Origin of the sequence: Streptomyces sp. NPDC093801 (assembly GCF_040701585.1) — a bacterium.
Lineage (GTDB): Bacteria > Actinomycetota > Actinomycetes > Streptomycetales > Streptomycetaceae > Streptomyces.
Genome location: NZ_JBFBDP010000025.1, coordinates 76,586 through 92,014 on the forward strand (window position 1 = coordinate 76,586; position 15,429 = coordinate 92,014).

The window sequence follows — 15,429 nt, forward strand, 5'->3', positions numbered from 1 at the left end:
GCGGATTCGGGTGGTTCCCCTTCGCTCCTGTCCACAGGAGTGTTGGTCCTCACAAGGGATCGTAGGGGTGCTCCCAGGACAGTGTCCCGCACCCGGAGGGGGCTGCGGGAGGGGCCGTCGGGAGGTCCACCGGGGGTGACGGGAAAGCGATTTCAATCCACCCCGTCTGACGTGCTACTGTTTCGACGTCGCCAGGGGAACGGGCCGAAAGGCAAGATCCACTGGAGAGCTACTCGGGCGAGTGGCGGAACGGCAGACGCGCTGGCTTCAGGTGCCAGTGTCCTTCGGGACGTGGGGGTTCAAATCCCCCCTCGCCCACATCGGGGAAGCCCCGGTCCGGACTCCGGATCGGGGCTTCTCGCCGTTTCCGGCCGTTCGTACGGCCGCCGTCGTGCGTCGCCGCCGACCGTCCGACTTTCGTCGTTCCGGGCGCGACGAAAGAGGGCGGCCCGCGGGGTGTGCCGCTGTCTAGGGTCGGTCGCGTGGATGCCAAGGCGAGGGTGCGTGCGGGCCGGGAGTGGCTGAAGGGGCCGGAGCCCTGGTCCCGGCGGATGCTGGCGGGGGACCTGGCCCTCGCGGGGCTGCTGGCCCTGCTGGGCCTCGGCGTCGACGAACTCAGCAACAGCTCGGGCCTGACGACGGTCCTCGGGGCCGTGGCCGTGGTGGCGCTGGTGCTGCTGCGCAGGCGGCTGCCGGCGGCCACGCTGGTGGCGGGCGCCGCGGTGAGCGCGTTCCTGCCCGCCGTGTTCCTCGTGACGATCGTGCTGGGCTGGTCCGCGGGGCGCAGGATCGTCGGCGTGGGCCGGGCGCTCGGGGCGTTCGTGCTGGCCTTCCTCGCGTCGGTCGGCCTCACGCTCGTCGACCAGTGGACGCAGATGCGTCCCTTCCTGGTGATCGTGTTCGCCACCCTGCTGTTCCTGGCCGCGACCGTCATGCCCGGCCTGGCCAGCCGGTACTGGTACCAGCGCCGGACCCTGCTGAGCGCCCTCCAGGAGCGCAACGACCGGCTCGTGCGGGAGCGGACGATGGTGGCCGGGCAGGCCCGGCTGCGGGAGCGGCAGCGGATCGCCCAGGACATGCACGACAGCCTCGGCCACCAACTGGCGCTGATCTCGGTGCACACCGGGGCGCTGGAGGTGGACCCGGCGCTGACCGACCGCCAGCGCGAGGCGGTCGGGGTGCTGCGGCAGGCCTCGGTGGCGGCGATGCACGAGCTGCGCGAGGTCGTCGGGATCCTGCGGGACGGGGTGGAGGCCCCCGCACCGGCGGACGAGGCGCAGCCCGCCGCGCGCGGGGTCGCCGGGATCGCGGGCATCGTGGAGGCGGCGCGGGCCGCGGGGACCGACGTGCGGCTCGGCACGGCGGGGCGGCCCCGGCCGCTGGTCGCGGCCTGCGACCACGCCGCGTACCGGATCGTGCAGGAGGCGCTGACCAATGCCTACAAGCACGCACCCGGGTCGTCGATCGCCGTGGAACTCCGTTACGAGGACGACTCGCTGGTGGTGGAGATCGCCAACGGCCCGGCCGTCGAGCGGGCTTCGGGCGAGGTCGTCTCCGGCGGGCAGGGGCTGACGGGGCTGCGCGAGCGGGCCCGGCTGGTCGGCGGGATGGTGCACGCGGGCTCCACTGAGGACGGCGGGTTCCGGGTGGCCGGGGTGCTGCCGTACGGGACGGAGCCGGCCGGGGCGGCCGACGACGTCGACGGCGGCTTCGCCGACGACTTCGGCCAGCGGTCGCAGGCGCTGTCGCTGGCGCGGCAGGGGGCCGCCAAGGCGGCCCCGCCGATGGACTGGGCGGCGCTGGACCGCGAGCTGTCCGTGCCCGTCCGCAGCCGGGCCGGGGGCGTCGCGACGGGCTGCGGGATCGCGGTGGCGGCCGTGGTGCTGCTGATCATCGTGCTGGGCGCCGGGGTGGCCCTGCTGGTGGGCACCGCCGACCAGGCGATGATCAGCAAGGACCAGTACGACGCGGTGCACGTGGGCGAGTCCGAGGAGTCCGTGCGCAGGCGGCTGCCGGACGGGGACAGCGTCCTGACGATGGGCGTGGACCGCAAGGGCCCGCCGCCGCCGGCGGGGTCGGACTGCCTGGCGCTGCTGGCCGCGGACTCCTCGGAGCTCACGAAGGACACCGTTTTCCGGTTCTGCTTCCTGGACGGCAAGCTCGTGGAGAAGCAGGCGTACGAGGTCGAGCAGTAGGAGCGCGGGTGACAGCCAAGGTGATCAGAGTGGTGATCGCTGACGACGAGCCGCTGATCCGGGCCGGTATCAGGATGATCCTGACCTCGGCGCCGGACATCGAGGTCGTGGCGGAGGGGGCCGACGGGCGGGAGGCGGTCGAGCTGGCCCGTTCCCACGCCCCGGACGTGGTGCTGCTGGACATCCAGATGCCGGTGATGGACGGGCTGACCGCGCTGGGCGAGCTGGGGCGGGCGGTGCCGGGCGCGCGGGCGCTGATCCTGACCACCTTCGGGGAGCGGGAGAACGTGCTGCGGGCGCTGAGCCAGGGCGGCGCGGGGTTCCTGCTGAAGGACTCGGCGCCCGGCGAGCTGATCGGCGCGGTCCGGGCGGCCGCCGCCGGGGACGCCTACCTGTCCCCCGCCGCGACCCGGCACGTGGTGGACCAGCTGGCCGGCGGGCAGGCCGCGGGCCGCGGCGAGGAGGCCCGGCGGCGGGTGGCGGGTCTGAGCGAGCGCGAGCGCGGGGTGCTGGCGCTGCTCGGGGAGGGCCTGTCCAACGCGGACGCCGGCCGCAGACTCCACATGAGCGAGGCGACGGTGAAGACGTACGTGAGCCGGATCCTCGCGAAGCTGGAGTGCGAGAACCGGGTGCAGGCGGCGCTGCTGGCGCGGGACGCCGGTTTGTAGCAGGGCTGTGGCGGGCCTGTGGCGGTGCCGTGCGGGGGACTTGGGGTACCGTCGGGCCGATCTGACCGGCGGAGAAGCCGCCGGTGGGGCCTGACGAGGTGGGGGGCGGCGCACATGGCGACGGCATCGGGACGGTACGCGGCGGACGCGGCGGAAGCCGCCGACGCGGGACGGCCCGGCGGGCGCATCCCGCGCGTCCCGGGCTTCGCCCCGAGGACCGTGGCCGGCTCCCCCAAGGAGGCCGGCCGGGCGCTGCGGCTGCGCGTGCCCCGTTCCGCCCACGCCCGCTTCGAGATACCCGCCGACCGCCCGGACGCCGTGCGCGCGGTCGAGGAGTCCAACGTCGGGCGGGTTGCCGAGCTGACCCCGATACGGGTGGGCCGGATGGCCGCCAACCCCTTCGCCTTCCTGCGGGGCGCCGCCGGCCTGATGGCGCACGACCTGTCAGGCGGCCCGGTGACCGGGGTGGGTGCGCAGATCTGCGGCGACGCCCACGCGGCCAACTTCGGCCTCTACGGGGACGCGCGCGGCCGTCTCGTGATCGACCTCAACGACTTCGACGAGACCGTCTTCGGCCCGTGGGAGTGGGACGTCAAGCGCCTCGCCACCTCGCTGGTGCTGGCCGGACGCGTCGCGGGCGCCGACGAGGACACCTGCCGGGCTGCGGCGCGGGACGCCGTGGGCGCCTACCGGCGCACCATGCGGCTGCTGGCCAAGCTCCCCGCGCTCGACGCCTGGAACGCCATCGCCGACGAGGAGCTCGTCTCCCACACCGACGCCCGCGACCTGCTGGGCACCCTGGAGCGGGTCTCGGCGAAGGCCCGCAACAACACCTCCGCCCGGTTCGCCGCCAAGTCGACCGAGGCCTGCGAGGACGGCCTCCCGGCCGGCGGCGGCCCCGCCGGCCGGCGTTTCGTGGACGCGCTGCCCGTGCTGCGCCGGGTCGGCGACCAGGAGGCCGCCGCCGTGGCCGCCTCGCTGGGCCCCTACCTGACGACCCTGTCGGGGGACCGGCTGCCGCTGCTGGCCCGCTACTCGATCCACGACGTGGCCTTCCGCGTCGTCGGCACCGGCAGCGTGGGCACCCGCTCGTACGTGGTGCTGCTGCTGGACCACCGCGGCGAGCCGCTGGTGCTCCAGGTCAAGGAGGCCCGGCCCTCCGTGCTGCTGCCGCACCTGCCCGCGCTGGGCTTCCACTCCCCGGAGGAGGAGCACGAGGGCCGCCGCGTGGTGGCCGGGCAGAAGCGGATGCAGGTGGTCTCCGACATCCTGCTGGGCTGGACCACCGTCGAGGGGCGCCCGTACCAGGTCCGCCAGTTCCGCAACCGCAAGGGCAGCGTGGACCCGGCGGCGCTGGCCGTCGACCAGATCGACGACTACGGGCGGATGACCGGCGCCCTGCTGGCCCGTGCGCACGCCCACAGCGCCGATCCGCGGCTGCTGGCCGGGTACTGCGGCAAGAACGAGGAGCTGGACGAGGCGATGGCCGCCTTCGCCGTCGCCTACGCCGACCGCAGCGAGGCCGACCACGCGGATCTGGTGGCGGCGGTGCGCTCCGGCCGGATCGCGGCAGAGTTCGGGGTCTGACCGGACGCCCGCCGGGCCGGGGGAGGGACGGCTCCCCCGGCCGGGCCGTAGGCTGGCCGGGTGAGCGAGCAGAGCGGACAGACAGCCCCCGAAGAGCAGACGGCCTCCGGTGACGAGCGGCCCGAGGCCCGCCTGGAGCGTGCCGTGCGGGCCGCCGAGCAGGCACTGATCGAGTTCGAGATCGCGGTGGAGACCTTCCGGGTGGAGGTCGAGAACTTCTCCCGGCTCCACCACCAGAAGCTCGGGCCGATGTACTCGCGGCTCGACGAGCTCGACGCGCTGATCGCGGAGGCGAAGGCCGCCCGCAGCGGCGATCCCGAGGACCTGCGGCGGGCCCGTGACGCCCGCTCGCTGGTCATGCCGATGCCCGGGGTGGACGAGCTGTTCCACGACTGGCTGGGCTCGGACGGGATCTCCGACGACGCGGCCGCGATGCTCACCGAACGGCCGGTGCGCCCGCCGGAGCGGGTGCGCCCCTCGGAGGAGGTCCGCCGGCTCTACCGCGAGCTGGTCCGCCGGGCCCACCCGGACCTGGCCCAGGACGAGTCGGAGCGGACGCGGCGCGACGCGTTCATCGCCCGCGTCAACGCCGCCTACGGGCGCGGCGAGGAGCAGCTGCTGCGCGAGCTGGCCGAGGAGTGGGACGCGGGCCCGGTGCCGCCGGCCGCGGCGCCGAGCGAGAGCGAGGAGCTGTACGCCCGGCTGGAGTGGCTGTCGCAGCGCAAGGAGCTGCTGTCGATGGTGGCCAAGGAGCTGGAGGACAGCGCGATCGGCGCGATGCTGCGGATGGCCCCCGACGACCCGGACCGGCTGCTGGAGGAGATCGCCGAGCAGCTGCTGGCCCAGGTCTCCGAGCGCGAGGCGGAACTGGCGTCCTTCGCGACTCCGTGAGCCCGGGCTCCGGGGTCGGATAGGTTGGCAGGCCAGATCCGTGAAGAGAGAAGGCGACTGTCATGAACTTCGGACCGCTCCCCTCGGTGGAGGCCGCCGCGGTGCCCGCCGAAGGCCTCGTCCTCGACGTCCGTGAGGACGACGAATGGGCGGCCGGTCATGTCGAGGGCGCGCTGCACGTCCCGATGAGCGACTTCGTCGCGCGCTTCGGCGAGGTGACGGAGGCGGTCGCGGACGGCCGCACGGCATACGTGATGTGCCGCGTGGGCGGGCGCAGCGCCCAGGTCACCCAGTACCTGGTGGGCCAGGGCATCGACGCCGTCAACGTGTCCGGCGGGATGCAGGCCTGGGACGGTGCCGGGCGCCCGATGGTGACGGAGAACGGGAACCCGGCCTTCGTCCTCTAGCCTTCGCCCTCCGGGGCCGGCGGCTCCGGAGGCGGCACCGGCCCGGGCCCGAACCGGCGCCGGCACCGGCCCGGGCCCGAACCGGCGCCGGTACCGGCGCGGGCCCGTACCGGCACCGGCACCGGCGCGGCTCCTGCCTCAGCCGAGGGGGTGGGCGGCCAGCAGGTCGCCCAGGGCCTCCTCGTGCGCGGCGGCCGGACCGAGCTGGAGCTCCAGCTGCTTGGCCCAGGCGTGGTAGCGGTGCAGCGGGTAGTCCGTGTCGGCGCCGAAGCCGCCGTGCAGGTGCTGCGCGGTCTGCACGACCCGGCGCACGCCCTCGGAGGCCCAGATCTTGGCGACGGCCACGTCCCCGGAGGCGGGCAGCGGGCCGCCGGCCGCTCCGGTCGCGGCGTCGAGCCGCCAGGCCGCCTGCCAGAGGGTGACCTCCATGGCGCGCAGGTCGATGTAGCGGTCGGCGGCCTGGACCGCGACGGCCTGGAAGGTGGCCACGGGGAAGCCGAACTGCTCCCGCTTGCTCGTGTAGCCGCTGGTCATGGCGAGGACGCGTTCGCCGAGGCCGAGCGCGAGGGCGCAGGTCCCGGTGGTCAGGACCTGGCGCAGCCGCTCCCAGGCGCCGGGGGCGTCGATCACGTGGGCGGCGGGGACCCGGACCCCGTCCAGGGTGAGTTCGGCGAGCTTCTCCCCGCTGGTGGAGTACTGGTCGGCGAGGGTGAGGCCCTCGGCGGCGCGGGGGACCAGCGCGAGGACGGCCCCGCCGTCGCCGGTGTGCGCGGGGACGGCGATCCAGTCGCTGCCGTGCGCCCAGGGGACGGCCGTCTGCACCCCGTCGAGGGTCCAGGAGCCGTCCTCGCGGCGTGCGGTGACGGCCAGTTCGGCGGGGTCGTGGCCGGTGCGGCCCTGCGCGGCGGCGGTGAGGACGAGCGTGCCCCGCGCGGCGCCGGGCAGCAGGGCTGCGGCCAGTTCGGGGCCGCCGTGGGACTGGACGGCCATGGCGGTGGCGCAGTGCTCCAGCAGCGGCACTCGGGCCAGCGCCCCGGCCGCCTCGCGCAGCACCAGGCAGAGCGCGACGGTGTCCAGGCCCGACCCGCCGTGCTCCTCGGCGAGTACGAGGCCCAGCAGGTCGGAGCGGGCGAGCGTGGCCCACAGGGGCCGGTCGAACTCCTCGGCGACGGCCCCCGGCGTGAGCGCGGGGCTGGGGACGCCGTCGGGCGGTACGTCGGCGAACACCGCCTTCGCCGCCTCGACGGCCGCCCGCTGTTCCTCGGTGAAGGTGAAGTCCACTGCCTGTCCTCCCGCGCGCACCGGTGCTGTGGTCCAGCGGGCTCGGCCACTGGACCTGACGGGGCGTCAAGATAGAGCAGGAGGCGGCAGAAGCACAGCCCGCCGGGGCGGCTCAGCGGTCGAAGTCGATCTCCACTTCCTCCGTCACGGGGTGGGACTGGCAGGCCAGCACGAACCCGGCCTCCGTCTCCTCCTCCTCCAGCGCGAAGTTGCGGTCCATGCGCACCTCGCCCGAGACCACGAACGCCCGGCAGGTTCCGCAGACCCCGCCCTTGCAGGCGTACGGGGCGTCCGCGCGGGCCCGCAGCACGGCGTCCAGCAGGGACTCCCCGGCCTGCACCGGCCAGGTGCCCGAGCGGCCGTCGAGCCGGGCGGTGACCCGCCCGTGGGCCGCGGCCGGTGCCGAGGACCGCACGGGGTCCTGCGGGGCGGTCTCCTCGACGTGGAAGATCTCCTCGTGCACCCGGGTCCGTACGACGCCCAGCGCGGCCAGGGCCCCCTGCGCACCCGTCACCAGCCCGTACGGGCCGCACAGGAACCAGCCCGAGACCTCCCCGACCGGCAGCAGCGCGGGCAGCAGGGACGTGAGGCGGGCCTCGTCGAGCCGTCCGGACGGCAGCCCGGCCTCCTGCTCCTCGCGGGAGAGGACGGTGACCAGCTGGAAGCGGTCCGGGTAGCGGTCCTTGAGGTCGGCCACCTCCTCCAGGAACATCGTGGAGGCCGCCGAGCGGTCGCTGCGCACCAGGCAGAACCGGGCGTCGGGGCGGGCCGCGAGCAGGGTGGCGGCGATCGACAGGACCGGGGTGATGCCGCTGCCGCCGACGATCGCCGCGTAGTGCGCCGAGGCCGGGGCGGCCGCCGGGTCCAGGGTGAACCGCCCGGCCGGGACCATCACGTCCAGCACGTCGCCGGCGCCGATCTCCTTGTGGGCGAAGGTGGAGAACTCGCCGCCCTCCACCAGGCGCACCCCCACGCGCAGCTCGGCCGGGCCCGGGCCGTCGGCGGCCGGGGCGGGGGAGCAGATCGAATAGGTCCGGCGGACCTCTGCGCCCCCGGCGGGCCTGCGGCGGAGCGTCAGGTGCTGGCCGGGGGCGTGCCGGTACTCGGCGCGCAGCTCCTCGGGCACCGACAGGGTCAGCGCCACCGAGTCGTCCGTGAGCCGGTCGACCGCCGCCACCGTCAGGGGGTGGAACGCGCCGTGGCGGGGTGCGGCCATCTACAGCTCCTTGAAGTGGTCGAACGGTTCGCGGCAGGCGACGCACCGGCGCAGCGCCTTGCAGGCGGTGGAGGAGAACCGGCTGAGCAGCTCGGTGTCGGTCGAGCCGCAGTTGGGGCAGCGCACCGACAGGGTGAGCGGGACCGGTCCGCCGGCGGAGTGCGGGCGCGGCGGGGCGATGCCGAACTCGGCGAGCTTGCGGCGGCCTTCGGCGCTGATGTCGTCGGTGGACCAGGCGGGGGCGAGCACCGTGGTGACCCGCACCCGGGGTATGCCGTGGTCGGTGAGGACGCGCTCGATGTCGGCGGACATGGCCTCGATGGCCGGGCAGCCGGTGTAGGTGGGGGTCAGGAGCACCTCGGCGTACCCCTCGGCATGCATCCGCACGCCGCGCAGGACGCCCAGCTCGGCGAGGGTCAGGACGGGCAGCTCCGGGTCCGGGACGGTGCCGGCCAGCTCGGCCAGCTCCGCCTCCAGGCGGCTCGTCCCGGCCGCGGCGGTCACCACGACGCTCCCGGGTGGCTGCGGTGCAGGTGCTGCATCTCCGCGAGCAGCCGCCCGAAGGACTCGGTGTGCAGGCCCTGGCGGCCGGCTCCGGCGGTCCAGGCGCCCGTGCGCGGTCCCTCGGGCAGGTCGAGTCCGGCCTGCTCCAGGACGCCGCCCAGCGCGGCCAGCCAGCGGGCCTCCAGGGCGGCGGGGTCCACGTCGAGGCCCTCGACGGGGCGGAACATCTCCCCGGTGTACTTCCACAGCCCGTCCAGGGCCGTGCGCATGCGCCGGCTGCTCTCCTCGGTGCCGTCGCCGAGCCGCAGCGTCCACTGCTCGGCGTGGTCGCGGTGGTAGGCGGTCTCCTTGACGGCCTTGGCCGCCAGCGGGGCGAACGGGCCGTCGCCGGCGGCCAGTTCCGCGTACAGCTCGTGCTGGTACAGGGAGAAGTACAGCTGGCGCGCGATGGTGTGGGCGAAGTCCCCGTTGGGCTGTTCGACCAGCTGGAGGTTGCGGAAGGCGCGCTCCTCGCGCAGGAAGGCCAGTTCGTCCTCGTCGCCCGCCATGGAGAGCAGGACGCGGGCCTGGCCGAGCAGGTCGAGCGCGATGTTCGCGAGCGCGACCTCCTCCTCCAGGACGGGGGCGTGGCCGGCCCATTCGCCGAGGCGGTGGGAGAGGATCAGCGCGTCGTCCGCGAGGGCGAGGACGGCGGCCGTGGCCGCTGGCGGGGTGGCGGTGTCGGTGCTCACAGGTGGCGCACCCCCTCGGGGATCTCGTAGAAGGTCGGGTGCCGGTAGGGCTTGTCGGCGGACGGGGCGAAGAACGGGTCCCGCTCGTCCGGGGAGGAGGCCGTGATCTCCACGGAGGGCACGACCCAGATGGAGACGCCCTCGCTCCGCCGCGTGTACAGGTCGCGTGCGTTGCGCAGGGCCATCTCGGCGTCGGGGGCGTGCAGGCTGCCCGCGTGCGTGTGCGAGAGGCCGCGGCGCGAGCGCACGAACACCTCCCACAGGGGCCAGTTCTGCGTCATGCCTGTACCTCTCGTCCGGTGCCGGTGTGCTTCTGCGCGTACGCCGTGGCCGCTTCGCGGACCCAGGCGCCTTCCTCGTGGGCCCTGCGCCGCTGGTCGATGCGCTGCTCGTTGCAGGGGCCGTTGCCCTTGAGCACGTCCCAGAACTCGGCCCAGTCGATGGCGCCGAAGTCGTGGTGCCCGCGCTCCTCGTTCCACCGGATGTCCGGGTCGGGCAGGGTCAGGCCCAGGGACTCGGCCTGCGGGACGGCGATGTCGACGAAGCGCTGGCGCAGCTCGTCGTTGGAGTGCCGCTTGATCCGCCAGGCCATCGCCTGGGCGCTGTGGACCGACTCGTCGTCCGGCGGGCCGAACATCATCAGGGAGGGCCACCACCAGCGGTTCACGGCGTCCTGGGCCATGGCGTGCTGGGCCTCGGTGCCCTGGGAGAGGGCGAGGAGCAGCTCGTAGCCCTGGCGCTGGTGGAAGGACTCCTCCTTGCAGATCCGGACCATCGCGCGGGCGTAGGGGCCGTAGGAGCAGCGGCAGATCGGCACCTGGTTGGTGATCGCCGCGCCGTCCACGAGCCAGCCGATGGCGCCGACGTCCGCCCAGGTCAGGGTCGGGTAGTTGAAGATCGATGAGTACTTCTGCCTGCCGGAGTGGAGCTTGTCGAGCAGCTCGTCGCGGCTGGTGCCGAGGGTTTCGGCGGCGCTGTAGAGGTAGAGGCCGTGCCCCGCCTCGTCCTGGACCTTGGCCATCAGGATCGCCTTGCGGCGCAGCGAGGGCGCGCGGGTGATCCAGTTGGCCTCGGGCTGCATGCCGATGATCTCGGAATGGGCGTGCTGGGCCATCTGCCGGACCAGGGAGGCGCGGTACTCCTCGGGCATCCAGTCGCGCGGCTCCACGCGCTCCTCCGCCGCGACGGCGGCGTCGAAGTCCGCCCTCAGCTGTGCGCCGAGGCCGGCGGACCCTCCGTCCACCCCGCCCGACGTCCCCGTCTCCGGAGTCACTGCGACCATCACGGCTCCCTGTCCGAGTCTGCCGTCCGCCCGACCGACCGATCGTTCGGTTCATCCTCTTCAATGGTGAGACGGCGGCCCGTAGGGTGTCAACCTCTGTGGGCAACCCTGTGGACGCCGGATGATCGGGGCGGGATGGACGCGAACGAGCGCGAGCGCGAGGACGGGCCCGGTACGGACCCTCCCCGGGCGCCCGGGATCGCCGGGCTGTCCCTCCCGTACCGCGTCCTCGCGGCGCTGGTCACGGCCGCGCTGGCCGTCGCCGCCTGCCTCCACCTGGGGCTGGTCTTCCTGCACGTCGCCCCCTCCAATACGCTGAGCAAGCGGCACGCGGGCCTGGTCGACGGCTGGGTCTACCCCGAGTTCGAACAGAACTGGAAGCTCTTCGCCCCCAACCCGCTCCAGCAGAACATCGCCGTGGAGGCCCGCGCCCAGGTCCGCACCGCCGCCGGCGCCCTCGTCACCACGGACTGGCGGGACCTGTCCGCCGAGGACGCCGCCGCCATCCGGCACAGCCTGCTGCCGAGCCACACCCGGCAGAACGAGCTCCGCCGGGCCTGGGACTTCTTCACCGGCTCCCACGACGACGACGACAAGGCGACCAATGCCGAGCGCGGCGAGCTGTCCGAGGCCTATCTGAAGCGGATCGCCGGCGCCCGGCTGGGGGCGGGACTCCCCGGCGGCGACCGGATCGTACGGGTCCAGCTGCGCTCGGCGACCCGCTCCGTGGCCGCGCCGGCCTGGAGCGGGGAGAAGACGGACACCCAGACGTACTACCGGGAGCTGCCGTGGTGGACCGTCTGAGGCGGGCGCTCGCCCAGGTCAGCGGCCGGGCCCTCGGCCCGTACCAGAGCGCCGTCGTCCGCATCGGCTTCGCCGGGACCTGGCTGTTCTTCCTGCTGCGCGAGTTCCCGCACCGGCAGGAGCTGTACGGGCCCGACGGGCCGTGGAGCTGGCAGCTCGCCGGGCGCCTGGTCTCCGGGAACCACGCCTTCACGGTGCTGCTGTGGTCCGCGTCCGGGTGGTGGTTCGAGCTCGTCTACGGCCTCGCCGCGGCCGCGAGCGCGCTGCTGGCGCTGGGCTGGCGGACGCGGGCGACGTCCGTGCTGTTCATGGTCGGGGTGCTGTCGCTGCAGAACCGCAGCGTGTTCATGGGCGACGGCGGCGACAACGTCATCCACCTGATGGCCGTCTACCTGGTGCTCACGCGCTGCGCGCAGGTCTGGTCGCTGGACGCGCGGCGGGCCCGGCTGCGCGGCACCGCCGCGGCGGGGCCGGCCGGGCCGGCGCTGTGGGGCGTGCTGGGCGCCGTCCTCGCCTGGGCGGCGTCGGCCGGGAAGCTGAGCGACGGCTGGACGGCCGTGTTCGCGGCGCTGTGGGCGGGGGCCGCGCTGTGGTGGCTGGCCGAGCGGTACGAGCCGCAGGGCGAGCGGCGGGCCGCCCTGGACGTGCTCGCGAACCTGCTGCACAACGCCGGAATGCTCGTGATCATGGCGGAGGTGTGCCTGATCTACGCGACGGCGGGCTGGTACAAGATCCAGGGCTCGCGCTGGCAGGACGGGACCGCGCTGTACTACCCGCTGCGGCTGGACTACTTCACCCCGTGGCCGGGGCTCTCGGCGATGCTGGCCGGGAGCGGGGTGGCGGTGATGCTGCTGACCTACGGGACCGTGGTGGTACAGGTCGCGTTCCCGTTCACGCTGTTCAACCGGCGGGTCAAGAACGTGCTGCTCGCGGTGATGATGCTGGAGCACGCGGGGATCGCCCTGCTGCTGGGGCTGCCGTTCTTCTCCCTGGCGATGATCGCCGCCGATGCGGTGTTCCTGCCGACGGGGCTGCTGGTGTGGGTGGGGGCACGGGTCGCCGCGCTGCGGGCGCGGGTTCCGCTGCGCGGAGCCCCGCCCCGCCCCGCCCTTTCTCCGTTCCCCTGGGCTGCGCCCCGGATCCCCGCCCTGGGGGCTCCGCCCCCGGACCTCCCCCCGGCTGCCCCTGGGGGTACCCCCGGCGCCTCGAACGCCGGCGAGGCCGGATAGGACCAGCCCGCGGGGCCGGACACCGCCCGGGCGGGCCGTAGGGTCGGGGTATGAGTGTGGTGCGGGAGTGGGCCGGGACGGCCGGGCGGGACGACGTCGTGTTGCTGGACGGGTTCCATGCGCTGAAGCACGCCCTGCGGTTCGGGGCCGAGGTGCTGCTCGTCGTGGCCGAGGACCCCGAGGGCGTACGGGCCCTCGCCGCCGGGCTCGCGCCCGACGTGGAGGAGGCGGTGGCGCGGCTGCTGCGCCGGGGGCCGCTCAAGGAGCTGCTGCCCCGCGTGCACCCCACCGGGGTCGCGGCCCTCGCCGTCCGGCCCGACCGGGACGCCGGGCGGGACGCCCTGGCGCGCACGCCCCGGCCCGCACCGATCGTCCTGCTCGACAACCCCCGCAACCTCGGCAACGTCGGCGCCGTCGTCCGCCTCGCCGCGGGCTTCGGCGCCACCGGTGTGGTGACCCGGGGCGACCTCGACCCCTGGCACCCCAACGTGGTCCGTGCCGGGGCCGGGCTGCACTACGCGACCACCGTGGACCGGCTGGAGCTGGAGGAGCTGCCGCCCGGGCCCGTGTACGCGCTGGACCCGGAGGGCGAGGACATCCGCGCCCTCGCCCTCCCGGACGACGCCCTGCTGGCCTTCGGCTCCGAGCGCCACGGGATCTCGCCCGAGCTGCGCGCCCGGGCGGACCACCTGGTCTCCCTGCCGATGCGGCCCCAGGTCTCCAGCTACAACCTGGCCACCAGCGTGGCGATGACCCTCTTCCACTGGGGCGGGCCCCGGCCCTGAGGGCTACGCCTGGCGGCGGACCTCCACCACGCGGAAGCGGTTGGAGACGAACGCCCCGTCGCACAGCGCGGCGTTCGCCGCCGGGTTGCCGCCCGAGCCGTGGAAGTCGGAGAAGGCCGCGGTCTGGTTCACGTAGACCCCGCCCGTCAGGTTCAGCGACAGCTGCGCCGACTCCTCCAGGCAGACCTCCTCGATCGCGCGCTCGGTGTCCGCCGAGGTGGTGTAGGCGCCCACCGTCATCGCGCCCTTCTCCCGCACCGTGCGGCGCAGCAGCTCCAGGGCGTCGGCGGTGGAGTCCACCGCCACCGCGAAGGAGACCGGGCCGAAGCACTCCGAGAGGTACGCCGCTTCCGGGTCCGGCTTGCCGGCGTCCAGCTTCACGATCACCGGGGTGCGCACGACCGCGTCCGGGAACTCGGGGTTGGCCACCTCGCGGGAGGCCAGCGCGACCTCGCCCAGGCCCGCAGCGGCCTCCAGGCGCGCCTTGACGTCCGGGTTGACCAGTGCGCCCAGCAGCGCGTTGGCCCGGGCGTCGTCGCCCAGCAGGCCGCCGACCGAGGCGGCGAGGTCGGCGACGACCTCGTCGTACGACTTGTGGCCGGCGTCCGTCTCGATGCCCTCGCGCGGGATCAGCAGGTTCTGCGGGGTGGTGCACATCTGGCCGCTGTAGAGGGACAGCGAGAAGGCCAGGTTGGACAGCATGCCCTTGTAGTCGGAGGTCGAGTCGACGACGACCGTGTTGACGCCGGCCTTCTCCGTGTAGACCTGCGCCTGGCGGGCGTTGGCCTCCAGCCAGTCGCCGAACTCCGTCGAGCCCGTGTAGTCGATCAGCTTGATCTCGGGGCGGACCGCGAGGGTCTTGGCGATGCCCTCGCCCGGCCGCTCGACGGCCAGCGCCACCAGGTTCGGGTCGAAGCCGGCCTCGGCGAGCACCTCGCGGGCCACCTTGACGGTCAGCGCCAGCGGGAGGACGGCGCGCGGGTGCGGCTTGACCAGGACGGCGTTGCCGGTGGCGAGGGAGGCGAACAGGCCGGGGTAGCCGTTCCAGGTGGGGAACGTGTTGCAGCCGATCATGAGCGCGATGCCGCGCGGCACCGCCGTGAAGGTCTTGCCGAGCTCCAGCGGGTCGCGCTTGCCCTGCGGCTTGGACCAGTCCGCCTGCCCGGGGACCCGGGTCTGCTCCTCGTACGCGTAGGCGACGGCCTCCAGGCCGCGGTCCTGCGCGTGGGGGCCGCCCGCCTGGAACGCCATCATGAACGCCTGGCCGCTGGTGTGCATCACCGCGTGCGCGAACTCGTGGGTGCGGGCGGAGATGCGGGAGAGGATCTCGACGCAGACCGCGGCGCGGGCCGCGGGCCCGGCGTCGCGCCAGGCGCCCATGCCGGCCTTCATGGCGGGCAGCAGGACGTCCACGTCGGCGTGCGGGTACTCCACGCCCAGCTCCGGGCCGTACGGGGAGACCTCGCCGCCGGTCCAGCCGTCCGTGCCGGGCTGGTCGAGGTCGAAGCGGGTGCCGCGGACGGCCTCGAAGGCGGCGAGCCCGTCGGCCGGGGCGGTCTCCCCGTAGGCCTTGGGGTGCTCGGGGTGCGGGGACCAGTAGGCGCGGCTGCGGATGGCAGCCAGCGCCTGGTCCAGGGTGGGCCGGTGCTTCTCGGTGAGCTGGGAGAGGGTGAGCTCGGCGGCCATCAGGGACCAACTCCTCGTTGAGCCGGGCAGGATCAGGCTGGTTCTCAGCGTGAGATCAGGCAGGGGCGGGTGAAGAAGAGCAGACTGGAGTTAGAGTAACCGAACGATCGGTCGGGACAAGAGGGCCCGGCAGGACCTGTGGACAACCCGGTGCGGGAGGATC

Annotated in this window: 15 protein-coding genes and 1 tRNA gene; 9 read left to right on the forward strand and 7 right to left on the reverse strand. The window is 74.3% G+C overall.

Features of this window, described 5'->3' with window-relative positions; genetic code table 11:
• The first annotated feature begins 235 nt into the window (after positions 1 to 235).
• The 6 genes from AB0469_RS27555 (at position 236) to AB0469_RS27580 (ending at position 5,748) form a co-directional block, all read left to right on the forward strand.
• A tRNA-Leu gene (locus tag AB0469_RS27555) sits at positions 236 to 318 on the forward strand.
• Positions 319 to 482: 164 nt separating this feature from the next.
• Entirely contained in the window at positions 483 to 2,195 is a 1,713-nt protein-coding gene (locus AB0469_RS27560) for a histidine kinase (RefSeq protein WP_366454131.1), read from the forward strand.
• A gap of 8 nt (positions 2,196 to 2,203) precedes the next feature.
• The gene (locus AB0469_RS27565; protein ID WP_366454132.1) at positions 2,204 to 2,863 is read left to right on the forward strand and encodes a response regulator transcription factor; all 660 of its coding nucleotides are present in this window, start codon (positions 2,204 to 2,206) and stop codon (positions 2,861 to 2,863) included.
• 114 nt (positions 2,864 to 2,977) lie between these two features.
• On the forward strand, positions 2,978 to 4,450 hold the full coding sequence (locus AB0469_RS27570; protein WP_366454133.1) for a DUF2252 domain-containing protein: 1,473 nt from the start codon (positions 2,978 to 2,980) through the stop codon (positions 4,448 to 4,450).
• Positions 4,451 to 4,510: 60 nt separating this feature from the next.
• Positions 4,511 to 5,341: a hypothetical protein gene (locus tag AB0469_RS27575; RefSeq protein WP_366454134.1), complete on the forward strand. Its 831-nt coding sequence runs from the start codon at positions 4,511 to 4,513 to the stop codon at positions 5,339 to 5,341.
• 62 nt (positions 5,342 to 5,403) lie between these two features.
• A complete protein-coding gene (locus AB0469_RS27580) occupies positions 5,404 to 5,748 on the forward strand; it encodes a rhodanese-like domain-containing protein (protein ID WP_366454135.1) in 345 nt (114 codons plus the stop codon).
• Between the two features lie 138 nt (positions 5,749 to 5,886).
• Here the strand turns inward: AB0469_RS27580 and AB0469_RS27585 are convergent, their stop codons facing one another.
• The 6 genes from AB0469_RS27585 to paaA form a co-directional block, all read right to left on the reverse strand.
• The gene (locus AB0469_RS27585) at positions 5,887 to 7,029 is read right to left on the reverse strand and encodes an acyl-CoA dehydrogenase family protein (RefSeq protein ID WP_366454136.1); all 1,143 of its coding nucleotides are present in this window, start codon (positions 7,027 to 7,029) and stop codon (positions 5,887 to 5,889) included.
• Positions 7,030 to 7,141: 112 nt separating this feature from the next.
• The gene (locus AB0469_RS27590) at positions 7,142 to 8,245 is read right to left on the reverse strand and encodes a 2Fe-2S iron-sulfur cluster-binding protein (RefSeq protein ID WP_366454137.1); all 1,104 of its coding nucleotides are present in this window, start codon (positions 8,243 to 8,245) and stop codon (positions 7,142 to 7,144) included.
• A complete protein-coding gene (paaD, locus tag AB0469_RS27595) occupies positions 8,246 to 8,752 on the reverse strand; it encodes a 1,2-phenylacetyl-CoA epoxidase subunit PaaD (RefSeq protein ID WP_366454138.1) in 507 nt (168 codons plus the stop codon).
• Positions 8,746 to 9,480 carry a 1,2-phenylacetyl-CoA epoxidase subunit PaaC gene (gene paaC, locus AB0469_RS27600; protein WP_366454139.1) on the reverse strand — a complete coding sequence of 245 codons (735 nt, stop codon included), beginning with the start codon at positions 9,478 to 9,480 and terminating at the stop codon, positions 8,746 to 8,748. The genes paaD and paaC overlap by 7 nt, the downstream gene beginning before the upstream one ends.
• Positions 9,477 to 9,761, reverse strand: coding sequence for a 1,2-phenylacetyl-CoA epoxidase subunit PaaB (gene paaB / locus AB0469_RS27605; RefSeq protein WP_366454140.1), 285 nt, complete (start codon positions 9,759 to 9,761; stop codon positions 9,477 to 9,479). Before paaB ends, paaC begins: the two co-directional genes overlap by 4 nt.
• On the reverse strand, positions 9,758 to 10,762 hold the full coding sequence (paaA, locus tag AB0469_RS27610; protein ID WP_366454141.1) for a 1,2-phenylacetyl-CoA epoxidase subunit PaaA: 1,005 nt from the start codon (positions 10,760 to 10,762) through the stop codon (positions 9,758 to 9,760). Before paaA ends, paaB begins: the two co-directional genes overlap by 4 nt.
• A gap of 135 nt (positions 10,763 to 10,897) precedes the next feature.
• On the opposite strand from paaA, the gene AB0469_RS27615 reads away from it, so the two are divergent.
• From AB0469_RS27615 to AB0469_RS27625, 3 genes are read left to right on the forward strand one after another with little or no spacing between them, the layout of a single operon-like run.
• Positions 10,898 to 11,566 (forward strand): DUF5819 family protein, encoded by a 669-nt coding sequence (locus AB0469_RS27615; protein ID WP_366454142.1) that lies wholly within the window; start codon positions 10,898 to 10,900, stop codon positions 11,564 to 11,566.
• Positions 11,551 to 12,795 (forward strand): HTTM domain-containing protein, encoded by a 1,245-nt coding sequence (locus AB0469_RS27620; protein WP_366454143.1) that lies wholly within the window; start codon positions 11,551 to 11,553, stop codon positions 12,793 to 12,795. Before AB0469_RS27615 ends, AB0469_RS27620 begins: the two co-directional genes overlap by 16 nt.
• A 50-nt stretch (positions 12,796 to 12,845) precedes the next feature.
• Positions 12,846 to 13,580: a TrmH family RNA methyltransferase gene (locus tag AB0469_RS27625; protein ID WP_366454145.1), complete on the forward strand. Its 735-nt coding sequence runs from the start codon at positions 12,846 to 12,848 to the stop codon at positions 13,578 to 13,580.
• A gap of 3 nt (positions 13,581 to 13,583) precedes the next feature.
• On the opposite strand, the gene paaN is transcribed toward AB0469_RS27625, so the two are convergent.
• Positions 13,584 to 15,266: a phenylacetic acid degradation protein PaaN gene (paaN, locus tag AB0469_RS27630; RefSeq protein ID WP_366454146.1), complete on the reverse strand. Its 1,683-nt coding sequence runs from the start codon at positions 15,264 to 15,266 to the stop codon at positions 13,584 to 13,586.
• Positions 15,267 to 15,429: the final 163 nt, after the last annotated feature.